The 14,803-nt window shown below is 39.3% G+C and carries 18 protein-coding genes; 13 read left to right on the top strand and 5 right to left on the bottom strand.

Annotated features, from left to right (window positions below; translation table 11 throughout):
- Positions 1-20 precede the first annotated feature (20 nt).
- Both LOC50_RS10060 and ubiA read left to right on the top strand, forming a co-directional pair.
- Complete coding sequence (locus LOC50_RS10060) at positions 21-566, top strand: chorismate--pyruvate lyase family protein (RefSeq protein ID WP_250653155.1); 546 nt, start codon at positions 21-23, stop codon at positions 564-566.
- Positions 563-1,441 carry a 4-hydroxybenzoate octaprenyltransferase gene (ubiA, locus tag LOC50_RS10055; protein WP_248473268.1) on the top strand — a complete coding sequence of 293 codons (879 nt, stop codon included), beginning with the start codon at positions 563-565 and terminating at the stop codon, positions 1,439-1,441. Before LOC50_RS10060 ends, ubiA begins: the two co-directional genes overlap by 4 nt.
- Here the strand turns inward: ubiA and LOC50_RS10050 are convergent.
- The 3 genes from LOC50_RS10050 to LOC50_RS10040 form a co-directional block, all read right to left on the bottom strand.
- Positions 1,438-2,058, bottom strand: coding sequence for a 2OG-Fe(II) oxygenase (locus tag LOC50_RS10050; RefSeq protein WP_036979797.1), 621 nt, complete (start codon positions 2,056-2,058; stop codon positions 1,438-1,440). The genes ubiA and LOC50_RS10050 overlap by 4 nt on opposite strands.
- Before the next feature lie 96 nt (positions 2,059-2,154).
- Positions 2,155-3,033, bottom strand: coding sequence for a LysR family transcriptional regulator (locus tag LOC50_RS10045; RefSeq protein ID WP_036979795.1), 879 nt, complete (start codon positions 3,031-3,033; stop codon positions 2,155-2,157).
- Between the two features lie 243 nt (positions 3,034-3,276).
- Positions 3,277-3,726 carry a DUF2721 domain-containing protein gene (locus LOC50_RS10040; RefSeq protein ID WP_054201982.1) on the bottom strand — a complete coding sequence of 150 codons (450 nt, stop codon included), beginning with the start codon at positions 3,724-3,726 and terminating at the stop codon, positions 3,277-3,279.
- Between the two features lie 75 nt (positions 3,727-3,801).
- Here LOC50_RS10040 and LOC50_RS10035 point away from each other — a divergent pair, with 75 nt between their 5' ends.
- The 3 genes from LOC50_RS10035 to tsaD are packed head-to-tail and all read left to right on the top strand — an operon-like array spanning position 3,802 to position 5,796.
- The gene (locus tag LOC50_RS10035; RefSeq protein WP_010391010.1) at positions 3,802-4,164 is read left to right on the top strand and encodes a putative signal transducing protein; all 363 of its coding nucleotides are present in this window, start codon (positions 3,802-3,804) and stop codon (positions 4,162-4,164) included.
- Entirely contained in the window at positions 4,148-4,738 is a 591-nt protein-coding gene (locus LOC50_RS10030) for a YjaG family protein (RefSeq protein WP_036979791.1), read from the top strand. Before LOC50_RS10035 ends, LOC50_RS10030 begins: the two co-directional genes overlap by 17 nt.
- A 44-nt stretch (positions 4,739-4,782) precedes the next feature.
- A complete protein-coding gene (gene tsaD / locus LOC50_RS10025) occupies positions 4,783-5,796 on the top strand; it encodes a tRNA (adenosine(37)-N6)-threonylcarbamoyltransferase complex transferase subunit TsaD (RefSeq protein ID WP_250653154.1) in 1,014 nt (337 codons plus the stop codon).
- 23 nt (positions 5,797-5,819) lie between these two features.
- Here tsaD and plsY read toward each other — a convergent pair whose 3' ends face one another.
- Positions 5,820-6,425, bottom strand: a complete 606-nt coding sequence (gene plsY / locus LOC50_RS10020) for a glycerol-3-phosphate 1-O-acyltransferase PlsY (RefSeq protein ID WP_069438532.1) — start codon at positions 6,423-6,425, stop codon at positions 5,820-5,822.
- A gap of 207 nt (positions 6,426-6,632) precedes the next feature.
- Here plsY and folB point away from each other — a divergent pair, with 207 nt between their 5' ends.
- The 8 genes from folB (at position 6,633) to trmB (ending at position 12,794) form a co-directional block, all read left to right on the top strand.
- Complete coding sequence (gene folB / locus LOC50_RS10015; protein ID WP_250653153.1) at positions 6,633-6,992, top strand: dihydroneopterin aldolase; 360 nt, start codon at positions 6,633-6,635, stop codon at positions 6,990-6,992.
- Complete coding sequence (gene folK / locus LOC50_RS10010; protein ID WP_250653152.1) at positions 6,993-7,481, top strand: 2-amino-4-hydroxy-6-hydroxymethyldihydropteridine diphosphokinase; 489 nt, start codon at positions 6,993-6,995, stop codon at positions 7,479-7,481.
- Positions 7,478-8,278: an undecaprenyl-diphosphate phosphatase gene (locus LOC50_RS10005; RefSeq protein WP_036979781.1), complete on the top strand. Its 801-nt coding sequence runs from the start codon at positions 7,478-7,480 to the stop codon at positions 8,276-8,278. The genes folK and LOC50_RS10005 overlap by 4 nt, the downstream gene beginning before the upstream one ends.
- A 173-nt stretch (positions 8,279-8,451) precedes the next feature.
- Complete coding sequence (gene mpl / locus LOC50_RS10000; protein WP_250653151.1) at positions 8,452-9,807, top strand: UDP-N-acetylmuramate:L-alanyl-gamma-D-glutamyl-meso-diaminopimelate ligase; 1,356 nt, start codon at positions 8,452-8,454, stop codon at positions 9,805-9,807.
- A 1-nt stretch (position 9,808) separates the two neighbouring features.
- The gene (locus tag LOC50_RS09995) at positions 9,809-10,432 is read left to right on the top strand and encodes a flavin prenyltransferase UbiX (protein ID WP_036979775.1); all 624 of its coding nucleotides are present in this window, start codon (positions 9,809-9,811) and stop codon (positions 10,430-10,432) included.
- Entirely contained in the window at positions 10,429-11,358 is a 930-nt protein-coding gene (locus tag LOC50_RS09990) for an ABC transporter ATP-binding protein (protein ID WP_069438536.1), read from the top strand. Before LOC50_RS09995 ends, LOC50_RS09990 begins: the two co-directional genes overlap by 4 nt.
- Positions 11,359-12,126, top strand: a complete 768-nt coding sequence (locus LOC50_RS09985) for an ABC transporter permease (RefSeq protein WP_008466038.1) — start codon at positions 11,359-11,361, stop codon at positions 12,124-12,126.
- Entirely contained in the window at positions 12,126-12,794 is a 669-nt protein-coding gene (gene trmB / locus LOC50_RS09980; RefSeq protein ID WP_036979770.1) for a tRNA (guanine(46)-N(7))-methyltransferase TrmB, read from the top strand. Before LOC50_RS09985 ends, trmB begins: the two co-directional genes overlap by 1 nt.
- Here the strand turns inward: trmB and LOC50_RS09975 are convergent.
- The gene (locus tag LOC50_RS09975; protein ID WP_250653150.1) at positions 12,787-14,658 is read right to left on the bottom strand and encodes an EAL domain-containing protein; all 1,872 of its coding nucleotides are present in this window, start codon (positions 14,656-14,658) and stop codon (positions 12,787-12,789) included. The genes trmB and LOC50_RS09975 overlap by 8 nt on opposite strands.
- Positions 14,659-14,803 lie beyond the last annotated feature (145 nt).

Below are 14,803 nucleotides of genomic sequence, written 5' to 3'. Positions count from 1 at the left end.
TTTTATCAAGTAGAGTTATTGTGATTACGTTTCCTCTTTCTTTATCTGCTGATTGGCAGAGTATCGCTCAAGTCAGTGGCTTATCTAGCGCTGAGCAAGAGTGGTTATTTGAACCGCATTCTTTAACGGCTAAATTAAAAAGCCAGTCTCAGCGTTTTGCTGTAAAAGTGTTGAGTGAGCAAAAAGTTAACCTCTCGCAACCTCAGCAAGCTTTATTAAGTAATGAGGTGAACACTGTACTTAACCGTGAAGTTTTATTGTTGTGTGATGACAAACCGGTTGTATATGCTCAAAGCTGGTTGCCAATATCAAACAACAATACAAATAATCAGCTGCATAATATGGGTGAACGTCCGTTGGGTGATGTCATATTTCAAGACCCTGCGTTAAAGCGCACTGATATTGAAATTGCTCGCTTTGATGATAACCACTCATTGCAATCACTGGTGAGCGAACTTAATTTACCCATACACATATTATTAGGGCGACGAAGCGTGTTCTCTTTGCATGACTACAAATTTTTAGTTTGTGAAGTTTTTTTACCAGGAGCCTATTTATACTCATGAAACTAGCCCCTTTATCGGTAAACCATGTACCGTATTACGTTCAGTTAATGCGAATAGATAAGCCCATAGGCACCTTATTATTACTTTGGCCAACTTATTGGGCGCTGTGGATAGCAAATGAGGGGATACCAAGCCTAACAAACTTCATTGTGTTTACCCTTGGGGTAATAGTTATGCGCAGCGCAGGATGCGTTATCAATGATTTTGCTGACAGAAAAATAGATGGCTCAGTAAAACGAACCTGTCAGCGCCCTTTAGCAACTGGGGCTGTGAGTAGTGGGGAAGCAATTAGTTTGTTTTTGCTGCTGGTTAGCATCGCTTTTATTTTAGTAATAATGCTAAATACCAATACTATCTTGTTATCGTTTGGGGCGCTTGGGCTCGCGTTTTGTTATCCCTTTATGAAACGTTACACACAACTTCCACAGGTTGTATTAGGGGCTGCTTTTGGTTGGGCAATTCCTATGGCATTTATGGCATCAACAAACTCGTTGCCTGTGCAGGCATGGCTGCTATTTATTGCCAATATTTGCTGGACGGTGGCTTACGACACTATGTACGCCATGGTTGATAGAGATGATGATTTAAAAATAGGAGTAAAATCAACCGCTATTTTATTCGCCAGTTATGACCGCCATATTATTGGGTTGCTTAACATTATATTCTTAGTATTAATGACATTGATCGGCTTTATTAGCCAAGTTGGAGCAAGCTTTTGGCTAGGGTTAGCGGTTGCTGCGGCTTTATTATTGTATCAACAGCGTTTGATTCATTTACGTCAACGAGATGCCTGTTTTAAAGCGTTTTTGAATAATCATTATGTGGGACTTACTGTATTTATAGGCTTATTATTTTCTTACCCCGTTTTTTCTTAACGGGGTGGGTCGATAATACCACTAATTGACGCATTTTTTCTGAACCAACCAGCAATCGAATAGCGGTTATCAACAGCAGGAAGTACTTCATGCACAAAGCGTTCGCTTTCAAATAATACCAAAGTGCCTGCAGTGGGTTTTATAACCACTTCTATGTCTTTACTTTTAGGCTTGTAAATAACCAGCTCCCCGCCTTTCTTAGGAGAGTTTAAGTACAATACGGTGGTAAAAACTCGATTTGAACGACCTTTGAACGCATCTACATGTTTTTTGTAAAAATCACCCTGCGTATACTTTGCATAGTGACACTCATAATCAAACAAGCCCATGAAAAAGTTACGATTAAGGGTAGTGCGAACAGCTTCCATTATTTGTTGATAGCTAAGCTGTGCATTTGAGCTGCCATCAAACCAGTAGGTTTTATCTTTACGAACGGAGTCATCAATTTGTAAATTGTTTAATCGTCCAATACCGGCAAGGCTAAAGTGAGGATTTATTCTATAGCAATCAGCCATCAACTCGGATATTAAGTCACTATCAATTGCGTTTTCAATAATGGCATAGCCATGCGTTTCAATGTGCTCTAGGTAAATTTCAGCAGCTGTAAAGTTTTTCATTAACGCTAGTCATAATATAAGGGAGCGTTAGTGTAGTGAAAAAAAACTTTAATGCCACTAATTTATAGTTGTTATAAAACGCATGGAGTCATTTTTTTATGCTCTAGAAACTTTCTTAATTAGCGAGAGTAGGTGGTCAACATGCTCACCAGCCTCTATCTGCTGGCTTGTTTGCACCACAAGTTGTTCATGGCTAATATCGTTATTCGTTTTAAGCTGGATTAAGTTATGGTTTTCTGCCACAGAGCTGGTGTGTTCAATACCGGCAATGGCAAAATGATCTGACTTTTCAAGTCCAGCCATTACCTGATCAATACTACCTACTTTAATCGTTGAAGCTTTATTTAGCGAGTCTATTACTTCATTAAGCATTGATTGCACTTGTTTTGACTGTGAAAAACAACTGAACATTGGATAGCTTTCGAGCTCTTTTTTACTAATATCGCTTTTATTTGCTAAAGGATGTTGTTTTGAACAAAATAAAATAAGCTGATCAGGTAATTGTATGTCGCTACCAATACTATTGACTATTTGCGAGCATACACTAATGTCTATTTCACCTTGAAGTAACTTTCTATGAAGCTCAGTTTTATTTTGTAGCTGCATTTCGATTTTAATGTGAGGATATTGGCTTAAAAATTCACCGCAGGTAATTGGTACTATGCTGCTGGTTGTTGTGGTGTAACCAATAACTAGCTTTTTCTCTTCAGTGCCATTAATTGACTGAAAAGCGCGATGCTTTATTTGCTCTAGCTCATTGAGGGTATTTTTTGCAAAGTCGAGGAAAAGTTCGCCTGCTTGAGTTAATTTAACCGAGCGAGTAGAGCGGGTAACAAGTTCGTAGCCAAGCTCTGTTTCAAGAGTTTGAATACTACGAGTTAACGCAGATGTGCTAATTTGGGTTTGTTCTGCAGCTTGCCTAAAATGACGAAGTAGGCCAAGCGCTACAAACTGTTCTAATTGTTCAAATCTCACTATACAGTCCTTTTTTATAGGTAAGCTAGGGGAATTGCAGATTAAATACTGACTTTATATCCCTACAGATCAGTTGAAATAATGTTTTTAACCACCTCCTTAGATTAACTTTCTTTTCATCGTATTTAAAGAGAATAGTTGCTAAAAGTTGTTATACCTTTGGGTAATGTTAAATAACTGTAGGGTTTTATTATTGACCAAGTTTATGCAATTTTATAACAACTTTACTAAAGTCTCGATTGGTTAATTGCTGTTTTTGCTTTTAGGGTTAGGCTCAATAAAGTTTTTACTAACTCGGTTACTTAAAGGCTTATTTTCAATGTTTTGTAATTCAATTTCTATGGCATCACAAGAAATATGAATTTCAAATAATGAAGTAAGCAAAGATAAGCTCAAGCAGCTTAAACTGACCCCAAATAAAATAATACCCGTGGTATTAAATTCTATAAATAATGCAAACATAGATAGCGTACATAATAAAAAAGCAGCCACTCCGTATACTTGCATGGTCCTTATTAGTTTTATTCGCTTTCTAAGGTTGGTTATTTGCGCCACCACAACAGGACGAATAGACTCACCTTCACGGGCATTCAGTTCTCGTATTAGTTGCGCTAGCACTAAAAATCGGTTTGTATAGGCGAGTAACAACAACGAGATTGCTGGAAAAAGTAAACCTGGGGTAGTTAGCGTCATAATGTGTCCTTAAATCATATTATTTGCTTTAGGTTACGCAGGCAAATTGTACACATAAAGTAAATGAGGTGGATATTGCAAAATATTAATAATAGCGATTCAAATATAACATCATTTGATTGGGTTACGCTTTATAACGCAGAAAATAGTTTAGAGGCCAATATAATAAAAGGACTGATTCTTAATGCGGGAATTGAGTGCCAAATAAAAGGTGAAATGCTGCAAGGCGCAATGGGCGAGATCCCATTTGAACAAACACAAGTAAGTGTGCAGGTTTATGCGATAAAAGAGCGCCATGCACGCGAAATATTGGTAAACTATCAGCAAGTAAAACAATCCGCTCCAGATTGGGTGTGCCCTAACTGTAATGAGCATAATGGATCAACATTTGATTTTTGTTGGTCATGTGGGACTTTAAAGAATGACAAAAGCGAATAATTTTCAGCGTATTAGAGAATTAAATTACCTACAAAAAGCGGTATTGGCCAGTGCGTTAATAGAGCGTATGTTGCCTAATTATGGGCTATTTAGTGAGGCTACCGGCTTTGGCGATGAGGTTATTTTACGCAATGCTTTAAATGTATGTTGGGAAAAAATACTCTTTCCTAAAAGTAAAATTGATTTAGAAAAGCAAGTCGAAAAAATTGAGCCTAATGTGCCTGAACTTGCTGATTTTGATATGTTTGGTACTTACCCTGCCATTGACGCTGCAACTTCATTATTGAGCTTAATGCATGGCCTTTTAGCACAAGATGAGCAAGAGTTTGTTAATGTGAGTAAAATATCGCAGGCTACTGTGGCTCGCTTTATTGAGTATCAAATGACGGTTGAAGGGGATGTTGCTGATAATAAAGCAGTGCGTGAACACCCACTAATGCAATACGAAATAGAGGTATTAGGTGAACTAATTGATTTTGTAGAGGCAATGGGGCGTATTACTGCTGAAAATGTAAAAGCATTGAAAAAGCATGTCCTTGCTGATGGCCAAACTAACATTGGTTTAGCACTTTAAGTTATTTGTTTTAAACACCTTGTTAGGTGGCAGGAGAATCAACAATGCGAATTTTAGGCATTGAATCATCATGCGATGAAACTGGTATTGCTATTTATGATGACGAAAAAGGGCTGCTAGCCCATCAATTATATAGCCAAGTAAAAGTACATGCTGATTACGGTGGTGTAGTACCTGAGCTTGCATCTCGCGATCATGTACGTAAAACATTGCCGCTTATTGATGCGGCATTTGCACAAGCTGGCTGTGGACCTGAAGATTTAGACGGTATTGCCTACACGGCAGGGCCAGGTTTAGTAGGGGCTTTGTTAGTAGGTACCTCAATTGGTCGCTCTTTAGCATATGGCTGGGATATCCCAGCGGTTGCAGTGCACCATATGGAAGGGCATTTATTAGCGCCAATGCTTGAGGAAAACGTCCCCGAGTTTCCATTTATTGCCTTACTGGTTTCTGGCGGTCATACCATGATGGTAAAAGTTGCTGGTATTGGTCAATACGAAGTATTGGGTGAGTCGGTAGATGATGCTGCAGGTGAAGCGTTTGATAAAACGGCTAAATTACTTGGGCTTGATTACCCTGGCGGTCCTCGTTTAGCTAAAATGACTGAACAGGGTGTTGCTAAGCGATTTGTTTTTCCGCGTCCGATGACAGACAAACCTGGCTTGGATTTTAGCTTTAGTGGCCTAAAAACCGCCGCTTCAATTGCTATTCGTGAAAACGACAGTGACGAGCAAACTAAAGCAGATATTGCTCATGCATTTCAAACAGCCGTTATAGATACTTTAGTAATTAAGTGTAAGCGCGCATTAAAACAAACCGGTATTAAGCGCTTAGTAATAGCCGGTGGTGTAAGTGCTAATACGCAACTACGTTTGCAACTAGAGCGTGTGATGCAAGGTATGAAGGGCGAAGTGTATTACCCTCGCACTGAGTTTTGTACTGACAATGGTGCAATGATTGCTTATGCTGGTATGCAGCGTTTAAAAGCAGGGCAGTTTGCTTCGCTTGATATGAAAACTAAACCGCGCTGGCCAATCGATAGCCTAGAAGCAATATAGTTAACCAGAACTTAGGTTATTTATTACTTCTTATCATCTGTAGGGGCTTGTTTAGTTCCTACTTTTGGTTCTTCCCCCTTAAATAAACGCACAATATTAGTGCGATGCCTAATAATGATCAGTAGCGTAATAAAGGTTACCGGTAAGGTATATAACGGTTTTATCCACCATGTGTATAAAGGGGCTAGCGTAACGGCCACTAACGCGGCAAGTGATGAGTAACGAGTAATTGCGACAATCAGCAACCAAGTACCAATCAATAACCCTCCTAAAGAAAGCCCTATCGGTAGTAACGAGCCAAATGCAGTTGCAACCGCCTTACCGCCCTTAAAACTAAAGAATAACGGGTACATGTGCCCTAAGCATGCTGCAACGGCGATTAAACCAAGCTCTAATGGCTCAAGTTTTAAAAAATAAGCGCCCCAAACAGGGATTGTGCCCTTTAAAATATCGAAGACTAAAACTAAGCATGCAGGAAGTGACCCGCCTGAGCGGTAAACATTGGTTGCCCCTGGATTATTGGAGCCATGCGTGCGTGGATCGGGGAGTTTGAATAGCCGCGACACTAAAATGGCCGATGAAATCGAGCCGAGCAAATAGGCTAAAACAAACATTAAAATGACTAACACGCGCTTCCTTATTTTTTAATCATTACTTTTAAGCTATTATTGGCGTCAAAATTTACGGGCTTCTTAAATTACTCGCAATTTTGTAATTATTCTATTGTAGAAGTAATTTTAGTATATTTAAACACTGATTAAAGTATATACAGTATTAATTTGATTGATACAATATGTAATTAACTCAGTGACTTGTTACAGTCATTTGGAGTATCAATGGACAAGGTATTTATATCACAATTGCATGTCGAAACGATTATCGGGGTGTATGATTTTGAAAAGAAAAGTAAACAAAGCCTGTACTTTGATATTGAAATGCTAAGCGACATCAAGCCCGCAGCGCAAAACGACGATATTAACTTGGCACTGGATTACGCTAAGGTAAGTGAGCGTGTTATCGAACACAGTACGGCTAAACCGGTAGAGCTTTTAGAAACACTGGTAGAGCAATTAACGCAAATCATTTTAACCGAATTTAATACCCCGCAAGTGACAATAAAAGTAAGTAAGCCCGCTGCAGTTGCACAAGCGCAAACCGTCGGTGTAGAAATAACGCGTAACAAGGCTATTGCTTAAATGGCGCAAATATTTATTAGTTTAGGGTCAAATATTAATAAAGCAGAGCATATCAGGCGTGCTTTAGTGGCGTTAAATAAACACTTTAAAAATACCCAACATTCTTCGGTATTTGAAAGTGAAGCGGTGGGTTTTGCTGGTAATAACTTTTACAACTCCGTACTGGCTGCCACTACCGATATGGCGCTTGAAGATGTGTGTGCGTTATTAAAACAAATAGAGCGCGATAATGGTCGCAAAGCAAATGATAAAAAATTTAGCCCGCGCACCTTGGATCTCGATTTACTCTTTTACGATGATGTCATTTGCGAGAGCCCAGCTCAACTACCACGTGACGAAATTACCAAAAATGCCTTTGTATTACAGCCTTTAGCAGAGGTGGCTCCTGATTTTTATCATCCGGTAGCAAAACAAACGATTGCCCAAATTTGGAATGCATATAACAACCCTCAACAAAAACTATGGAAGGTGGAGTTTACTAACCCATGAGTATTATAGAAATAATTGTTTTAGCCTTGATACAAGGATTTACTGAGTTTTTACCTATTTCAAGTTCAGCCCACTTAATTCTTCCTTCACAAATCTTAGGTTGGCAAGATCAAGGACTAGCTTTTGATGTCGCTGTTCATGTTGGTACTTTAATAGCCGTTGTTATTTATTTTCGTAAAGAAGTGTCTGATATTCTTAGCGCATGGTTTAAATCGTTTGGCGCTCAAGGCACCACCGACGATAGTAAACTTGGCTGGTGGATTATACTGGGCACTGTACCTGCAGCGTTATTAGGCTTATTACTAAAAGATGTTGTTGAGTTGTACCTGCGCAGTGCCTGGGTTATAGCTGCTACGACTATTATTTTTGGTTTATTACTTTGGTACGCTGATGCCAAAGGTAAGCAAATGAAAACAATTTACCAGCTTAACTGGAAAACAGCGTTGCTTATTGGCTTTGCTCAAGCGGTGGCTATGATCCCAGGAACGTCTCGCTCAGGCATTACCATGACAGCGGGCTTATTGCTGGGCATGAATAAACAAAGCGCTGCGCGCTTTTCGTTTTTACTCGCAATCCCTATTATTTCTATGATGGGTCTTTACTACACAATAGAGTTGGCTTTAGGCGACCATGTAGTTGATTGGAACACTTTAATTTTAGGTGTCGTCCTTTCATTTTTATCAGCGTACGCTTGTATATTCATGTTCTTAAAAGTGATTGAACGAATGGGTATGCTGCCGTTTGTAATTTACAGACTTTTACTTGGTGTTGGCTTAATTGTATTTTTGACGCTGTAATTTAGCTTATTACCAGCAAGCCCTCTTACTTAGGTAGGAGGGCTTTTTTATTTTTTAGCGCTGTTTTAGCATCAATGAATTGACGAGACGCACATAGTCATCAAGCCTAAAATTTGGCATTATAACGCCATTAAACTTCACAGACGTGCGAAGTACCAAAGGATTAAAAAGTTATGCATATTCATATATTAGGCATTTGCGGCACCTTTATGGGCGGTATTGCGGCCATTGCTAAATCGCTTGGTCATAAAGTGACAGGCTCAGATCAAAATGTTTACCCACCAATGAGTACCCAATTAGAAGAGTTGGGAATCGAGCTAACCCAAGGCTATGACGTATCTCAACTAGAACCGGCACCCGACATCGTCGTCATAGGCAATGCTATGAGCCGTGGTAACCCGTGTGTTGAATATGTACTCGATAAGAGCCTGCCTTATACTTCAGGACCTGAGTGGCTAAAACATAACTTATTACAAGACTCTTGGGTACTCGCTGTAGCAGGTACTCATGGAAAAACAACCACTGCAAGTATGCTTGCATGGATATTAGAATATGCGGGCTTAAAGCCAGGGTTTTTAATTGGTGGTATTGTGCAAAATTTTGGCCTGTCTGCTCGAGTCGGTGAAACGCCATTTTTTGTAATAGAAGCCGATGAATACGACACTGCATTTTTTGATAAACGCAGTAAGTTTGTTCATTACCTGCCGCGTACACTGATTTTAAATAATTTAGAATTTGATCATGCTGATATTTTTGAAGATTTAAATGCGATTAAAAAACAATTTCACCATTTGATACGTACACTACCGCAAAGCGGGAAAGTATTGTGGCCAAAAGATGATGAGGCTCTGAGCGATGTTATAGCAAAAGGGCTGTGGAGCGAGAGTGAAACATTAGGCGATGATTGGGATTATCAGCTACTTAAAGCGGATGGTTCTCAATTTAATGTGTTATTAAACACGCAACTGCAAGGTGTAGTTAACTGGCAGGCAATTGGTGAGCATAACGTTAAAAATGCCATGATGGCCATTGCCGCTGCGCGCCATGTAGGAATTGCTATTGAGCACAGTATTGCGGCTTTAGGCGAATTTATCAGCCCAAAAAGGCGTATGGAGCTTAAAGCGGATATAAATAACATTAAAGTGTATGATGATTTTGCCCATCATCCTACCGCGATACAAACAACGCTTGCGGGGCTGCGCGCCAAAGTGGGCAATGACAAAATTATTGCGATTTTAGAGCCGCGTTCTAACACCATGAAAATGGGAGTTCATCAATTTACATTGCTAGATTCATTACGCGATGCGGATGAGGTGCTACTGTTTGAACCAGAAAACTTAAGCTGGTCGCTCAAGGAGCAAGCAGAAAAAGCCGGTATGCAGTGTTTTGATTCTACAATCGCCATTATCGAAACAGTGCTTGAAAGTATTGAGCCAAATCAACATGTTTTAATTATGAGTAATGGTGGTTTTAATGGCCTTCATCAACAACTTGTTGATGGCTTGGCCGATAAATACAGCGGAGAATAATGTGCAATTTAAAGATAAAATCACCTTAGCATTTAGTGGTGCATCAGGCGCTCCATATGGATTGAGGTTGCTAGAAGTGTTGCTTGAGCAGCAGTTTCAAGTGTATGTGCTTATTTCAAGTGCCGCGCGGGTAGTCTTTGATACCGAATCAAATGTTAAACTATCAGCAAATGAAGACAAGGCCACAGAGCAATTAAGCCTGTTATATAACGCCAAGCCTGAGCAATTAAAGGTATTTGGCAAAGATAACTGGTTTAGTCCTGTGGCTTCGGGCTCAGCAGCACCGAAAAAAATGATAGTATGTCCATGTAGCGCAGGATCTGTGTCTGCGATTGCAGTCGGCGCATCAGATAATTTATTAGAGCGCGCCGCCGATGTGGTGATAAAGGAGCGAGGCCAGCTTATTTTAGTGCCACGCGAAACGCCATTTAGCGAAATTCATTTAGAAAACATGCTTAAATTATCGCGTTTAGGTGTAACAATTATGCCTGCAGCACCTGGGTTTTATCATCAACCACAAAGCATAGAAGACTTGGTTGACTTTATGGTGGCGCGAATTTTAGATCATTTAAATATTGAACATAACCTCACAAAGCGTTGGGGTTATGGTGAGGGTAAAAAATGAATAAGCAAAATATTGCTTTAAATATTGAAGGCCTTACCAAGGTTTACAAAAATGGGGTAGAGGCAGTTAAAGGGGTTGATTTACAAGTTCACGAAGGTGACTTTTTTGCATTACTGGGCCCGAATGGGGCGGGTAAATCAACCACTATTGGGGTAATTTCTTCACTGGTAAATAAGACCAAAGGCAAAGTTGAAGTATTTGGCCACAATATTGATACCGACCTAGAAGCGGCGAAAGCCAATTTAGGTTTAGTGCCGCAAGAGTTTAACTTTAGCCAGTTTGAAACCCTAAGCCAAATACTCGTTAATCAAGCAGGTTATTATGGTGTTCCTCGCGGCGAAGCACATAAACGTGCAGATAAATACTTAGCGCAGCTTGGATTAATCGAGAAAAAAGATAAGCAAGCGCGTACCTTGTCTGGTGGTATGAAACGCCGTTTAATGATTGCACGCGCCTTAATGCATGAGCCCAAATTACTTATTTTAGATGAGCCAACAGCGGGGGTTGATATAGAGCTTCGCCGATCAATGTGGGACTTTTTAAGGCAAATTAACGAACAAGGTGTGACCATTATTTTAACCACTCACTACCTTGAAGAAGCCGAATTACTGTGTAAAAACATCGCTATAATTGATACCGGTCGCATAGTTGAAAATACCACCATAAAAGCCTTGTTAGCTAAATTAGACAAAGAAACCTTTGTATTGGATTTAAAACAGCCTACCAATCCGGTGGCGCTTGAAGGGTATAATTTCACCATGACTGATGATCACACCATTGAAGTTGAGGTGGCTAAATCACAAGGGCTCAATGCTGTATTTAGCGCGTTAACCGAACAAGGTAATACTGTGCTAAGCATGCGTAATAAAGCGAATCGATTAGAAGAATTATTTGTAGGTTTATTAGAGCAAGGGCGGGGCGAATAAATGTTTAAATATGGCGTAGCCTTAAAAAGTATTTGGATTAAAGAGTGTATTCGCTTTTTGCGTATTTGGGTGCAAACCTTAGTGCCGCCAGCGATTACTATGAGTTTATATTTTGTTATTTTTGGGAATTTAATAGGCTCGCGTATTGGCGATATGGGCGGCTTTAGTTACATGGAGTTTATTGTTCCTGGCCTTATTATGATGTCAGTTATAACAAACTCTTACTCGAATGTGGCTTCGAGCTTTTACTCAACTAAGTTTCAAAAAAGTATTGAAGAGTTATTAGTTGCACCTGTGCCTAATTACATCATTGTACTGGGTTATATGGGCGGAGGTATGACCCGTGGCATTATGGTTGGTTTTATCGTAACGTGCGTTTCTTTATTTTTTGTAGATATACAAATACATAATATTTTTGTGATTATAGCCACTGTTATTCTTACCTCGGCGGTGTTTGCCTTAGGCGGGTTAATTAACGCTATTTATGCAAACAGCTTTGATGACATAAGTATTATCCCGACCTTTATTTTAACGCCGTTGACCTATTTAGGCGGGGTGTTTTATTCAATCACTTTACTGCCTGATTTTTGGCAAATGGTGTCGCAAATAAACCCAATTATTTATATGGTTAACGCATTTAGATATGGGTTTTTAGGTGTTTCGGATGTAGATTTATCGGTCGCAATGGGTGTGTTGTTGGTGTTTATCAGCGTCCTATTTACTTTAGCACTGACGCTAATTAAAAAAGGTGTGGGGCTAAGACACTAATGAGCGATGCAAATTCACGTAGTATTGTATCTAATCAAGCGGGACTTCATGAAAAGCTTGATGAAATAGTTAATAAACACTTACAGGCTGAGTTTAAAAAGCCAATTGCAACGCATACGCAAACCGCATTTGATGAAGTTAATGCTAAAGTGCAAGCCTTTAATGGGCCGCTTATTTTAGACTCCTGTTGTGGGGTCGGGGAGAGCACCGCTAATTTAGCAAAACGTCATCCTGAAGCGTTAGTCATAGGCATTGATAAGTCATCTCACCGACTTGATAAGCATGATGTTGAATATAAACAAAGTGAAAGTGGTCAATACATTTTAGTGCAAGCTGACTTAAATGACTTTTGGCGTTTAGCGGTGGCTGCTAATTGGCAGCCTACGCATCACTATTTGCTTTACCCTAACCCTTGGCCTAAGTCTAAACACATACAGAGGCGCTGGCATGGGGCGGCTATATTCCCATTTATTGTAAAGTTAGGCGGTTTACTTGAGGTGCGCAGTAATTGGGATATTTATGTTAAAGAGTTTGCCAGAGCGCTTGAATTAGCGGGGCATCCATGTCAAACCGGATTGTTTGAGTCAGACGAAGCAATTACTCCTTTTGAACGTAAGTACTGGGCCAGTGGCCAGCAAAGCCACCGGCTTGTTATAAATCTTAAATAGCTAATTGCTGTTTAAAGTGAGTCACATGTGGCGTTGGTTTACCAAGGTAACTACCTTGCATCAGCGTCACATTTAGTTTATTAAGTAGTTCGGCAACCGTGTTATTTTCTACCGCTTCAACAACCAATTCAAGTTCAAGCTGCTGGGCTATATCAGCAATATAGGCAATAAATAGCGACGTATTTTCATCATTCACCAGCTGCTTGGTGATCGCACCATCGAGTTTAATGCCATCTACCTCAATCTTTAACGTATTGAGCGTATTAATAAACTCATTACCCCAACAATGCATCACTATTTTTGCCCCTTTACTTTTCACCATCGCAATAAATGATTTTATTTCATAGTAGTGTGTAATGACCTGCGACTCCAATATTGAAATAGTAATGTTTTCAGGGTTGGGGTAGCGATGAAGCTCATACGCTATGTGATCATAAATAGTGGGATCTGCAATATTTTCAGCGCACACAGTTAACCCCCAGCTGATTGCTGATTTGCGAAAGCGCGAAATGCATTGAGTAAATAAGGTACGTGTTAACACCCCATCCATACGCAGCCTATTTACTGCATTAGAAAAGGTATCAGGGGTTAAAATCTCCCCATGTGAGGTCACTATTCTTGGTGAGCAGTCATACCTAATAATGGCATTGGTATTGGTATCTATAACAGGTTGAAAATAAGGAACAACGCGATGGGCATCAAATGCTTCACAAATTTCTTTTGCTATTTCTACATTGTATAAATACAGAGATTTAGCGTCGTTAATCGCTTCTGAGTAGTTAACTATTGGTTGAACGCCTTGCCTTGATTGCAGCAAAGCAATGTGGGCATTCTTAAGCAGTAATGACTTATTCCCTCTTGCCACTCCAGCGTTGAGCGTAATATAAATAAATGGGTCTGTAATAAAAGGTGTATTTTTATTATGGGATTGAATAATGCTGTAAAGCTCATCAAAAGGTGTTTCTTTACTGGTTAAAATGGCCAGCTTGTTGGTCGCAATACGATAAATACGTGATTGCAGACGGTTTTGCTGCTTAAAGTGACTGAGTAGTTTTTTCATCACTTCATCGGCTGTTTTTGTGCCAAAAAAGCGACTGATATTATCAATTTCGTTAACCAAAATAATCGCGATTTGTAGATGATGCTCATTACTTTTTTTTAGCTGCTTTTCCAAGGCAATATGATTTTCAAACCCCGTAGTATGATCCCTCATTAGTGAGCGGCGTACCCCAAAACAATAAAGAATATAAACCAGTAACAATATGAATAGTACGCAACTAAAATGAAGCAGGGCTTGATTCAAACGTGTTATTAAAGCCGTATTGATTTTATCGACGCTAATATCAGCTGCAGTTAAATAGGTTCTGCCATTTTTTGCTATATGAGGAATATACACCGTTTTAGAAGGACCTCGATGCGCCGTTGACACTTCAAAAATAGGGGCCGTTGATAAAAATGCCGCCATATTAATTGGCGTCGCTTCAGGGTAAAGATCTAAATACTGGGTGACTTTACCGTTATTTTGATCATCTTGGGTGTAACTGGAGGCAGTAAAATAAATATTTTCATCAATTAATATCATTGAATATAAAGAATTTATATTTAAATCATTGGCTAAAGCAGAAAGTTGCTCGGCCTTATTTTGATAGCTTGCAAAGCTGATTTCTTGCGGTGTTTTGTCGTGGTAATCACTACCTAAAATATACTTTACGCTGGTGGCGGCATTTATTAAGCGATTGTCAATGCTGCGCATTACATCACTTTGAATGGCAGAGTAAGTGTAGTAACCATAAATGATTAAGCTGACCAAAAAAAAGACGGTCCCAAGTGCCAACCGTGTTAATTTTAGATTTCCTTTGAGCATGTATTATCCTTATTTTTGTTGATTTTATTATACTTAAAAATTATAAATGCCCAATATTTTAATTACCCTTTGTACTAAATTTAAAAAATAGTGAAATGTTACCTATTTAGTATTGTCTTTTATGGCTTAAAACGAGACATTTTTG

This window comes from Pseudoalteromonas sp. SCSIO 43095 (assembly GCF_023650455.1).
Lineage (GTDB): Bacteria > Pseudomonadota > Gammaproteobacteria > Enterobacterales > Alteromonadaceae > Pseudoalteromonas > Pseudoalteromonas tetraodonis.
This window is presented reverse-complemented; position numbering and strand designations above follow the sequence as displayed.

Coding starts and splice junctions, on each gene's coding strand:
- ubiA (WP_248473268.1), top strand. CDS start 563: ATGAAACTAGCCCCTTTATCGGTAAACCATGTACCGTATTACGTTCAG.
- LOC50_RS10050 (WP_036979797.1), bottom strand. CDS start 2,058: ATGAAAAACTTTACAGCTGCTGAAATTTACCTAGAGCACATTGAAACG.
- LOC50_RS10040 (WP_054201982.1), bottom strand. CDS start 3,726: ATGACGCTAACTACCCCAGGTTTACTTTTTCCAGCAATCTCGTTGTTG.
- LOC50_RS10030 (WP_036979791.1), top strand. CDS start 4,148: ATGACAAAAGCGAATAATTTTCAGCGTATTAGAGAATTAAATTACCTA.
- tsaD (WP_250653154.1), top strand. CDS start 4,783: ATGCGAATTTTAGGCATTGAATCATCATGCGATGAAACTGGTATTGCT.
- folB (WP_250653153.1), top strand. CDS start 6,633: ATGGACAAGGTATTTATATCACAATTGCATGTCGAAACGATTATCGGG.
- folK (WP_250653152.1), top strand. CDS start 6,993: ATGGCGCAAATATTTATTAGTTTAGGGTCAAATATTAATAAAGCAGAG.
- LOC50_RS10005 (WP_036979781.1), top strand. CDS start 7,478: ATGAGTATTATAGAAATAATTGTTTTAGCCTTGATACAAGGATTTACT.
- mpl (WP_250653151.1), top strand. CDS start 8,452: ATGCATATTCATATATTAGGCATTTGCGGCACCTTTATGGGCGGTATT.
- LOC50_RS09990 (WP_069438536.1), top strand. CDS start 10,429: ATGAATAAGCAAAATATTGCTTTAAATATTGAAGGCCTTACCAAGGTT.
- LOC50_RS09985 (WP_008466038.1), top strand. CDS start 11,359: ATGTTTAAATATGGCGTAGCCTTAAAAAGTATTTGGATTAAAGAGTGT.
- trmB (WP_036979770.1), top strand. CDS start 12,126: ATGAGCGATGCAAATTCACGTAGTATTGTATCTAATCAAGCGGGACTT.
- LOC50_RS09975 (WP_250653150.1), bottom strand. CDS start 14,658: ATGCTCAAAGGAAATCTAAAATTAACACGGTTGGCACTTGGGACCGTC.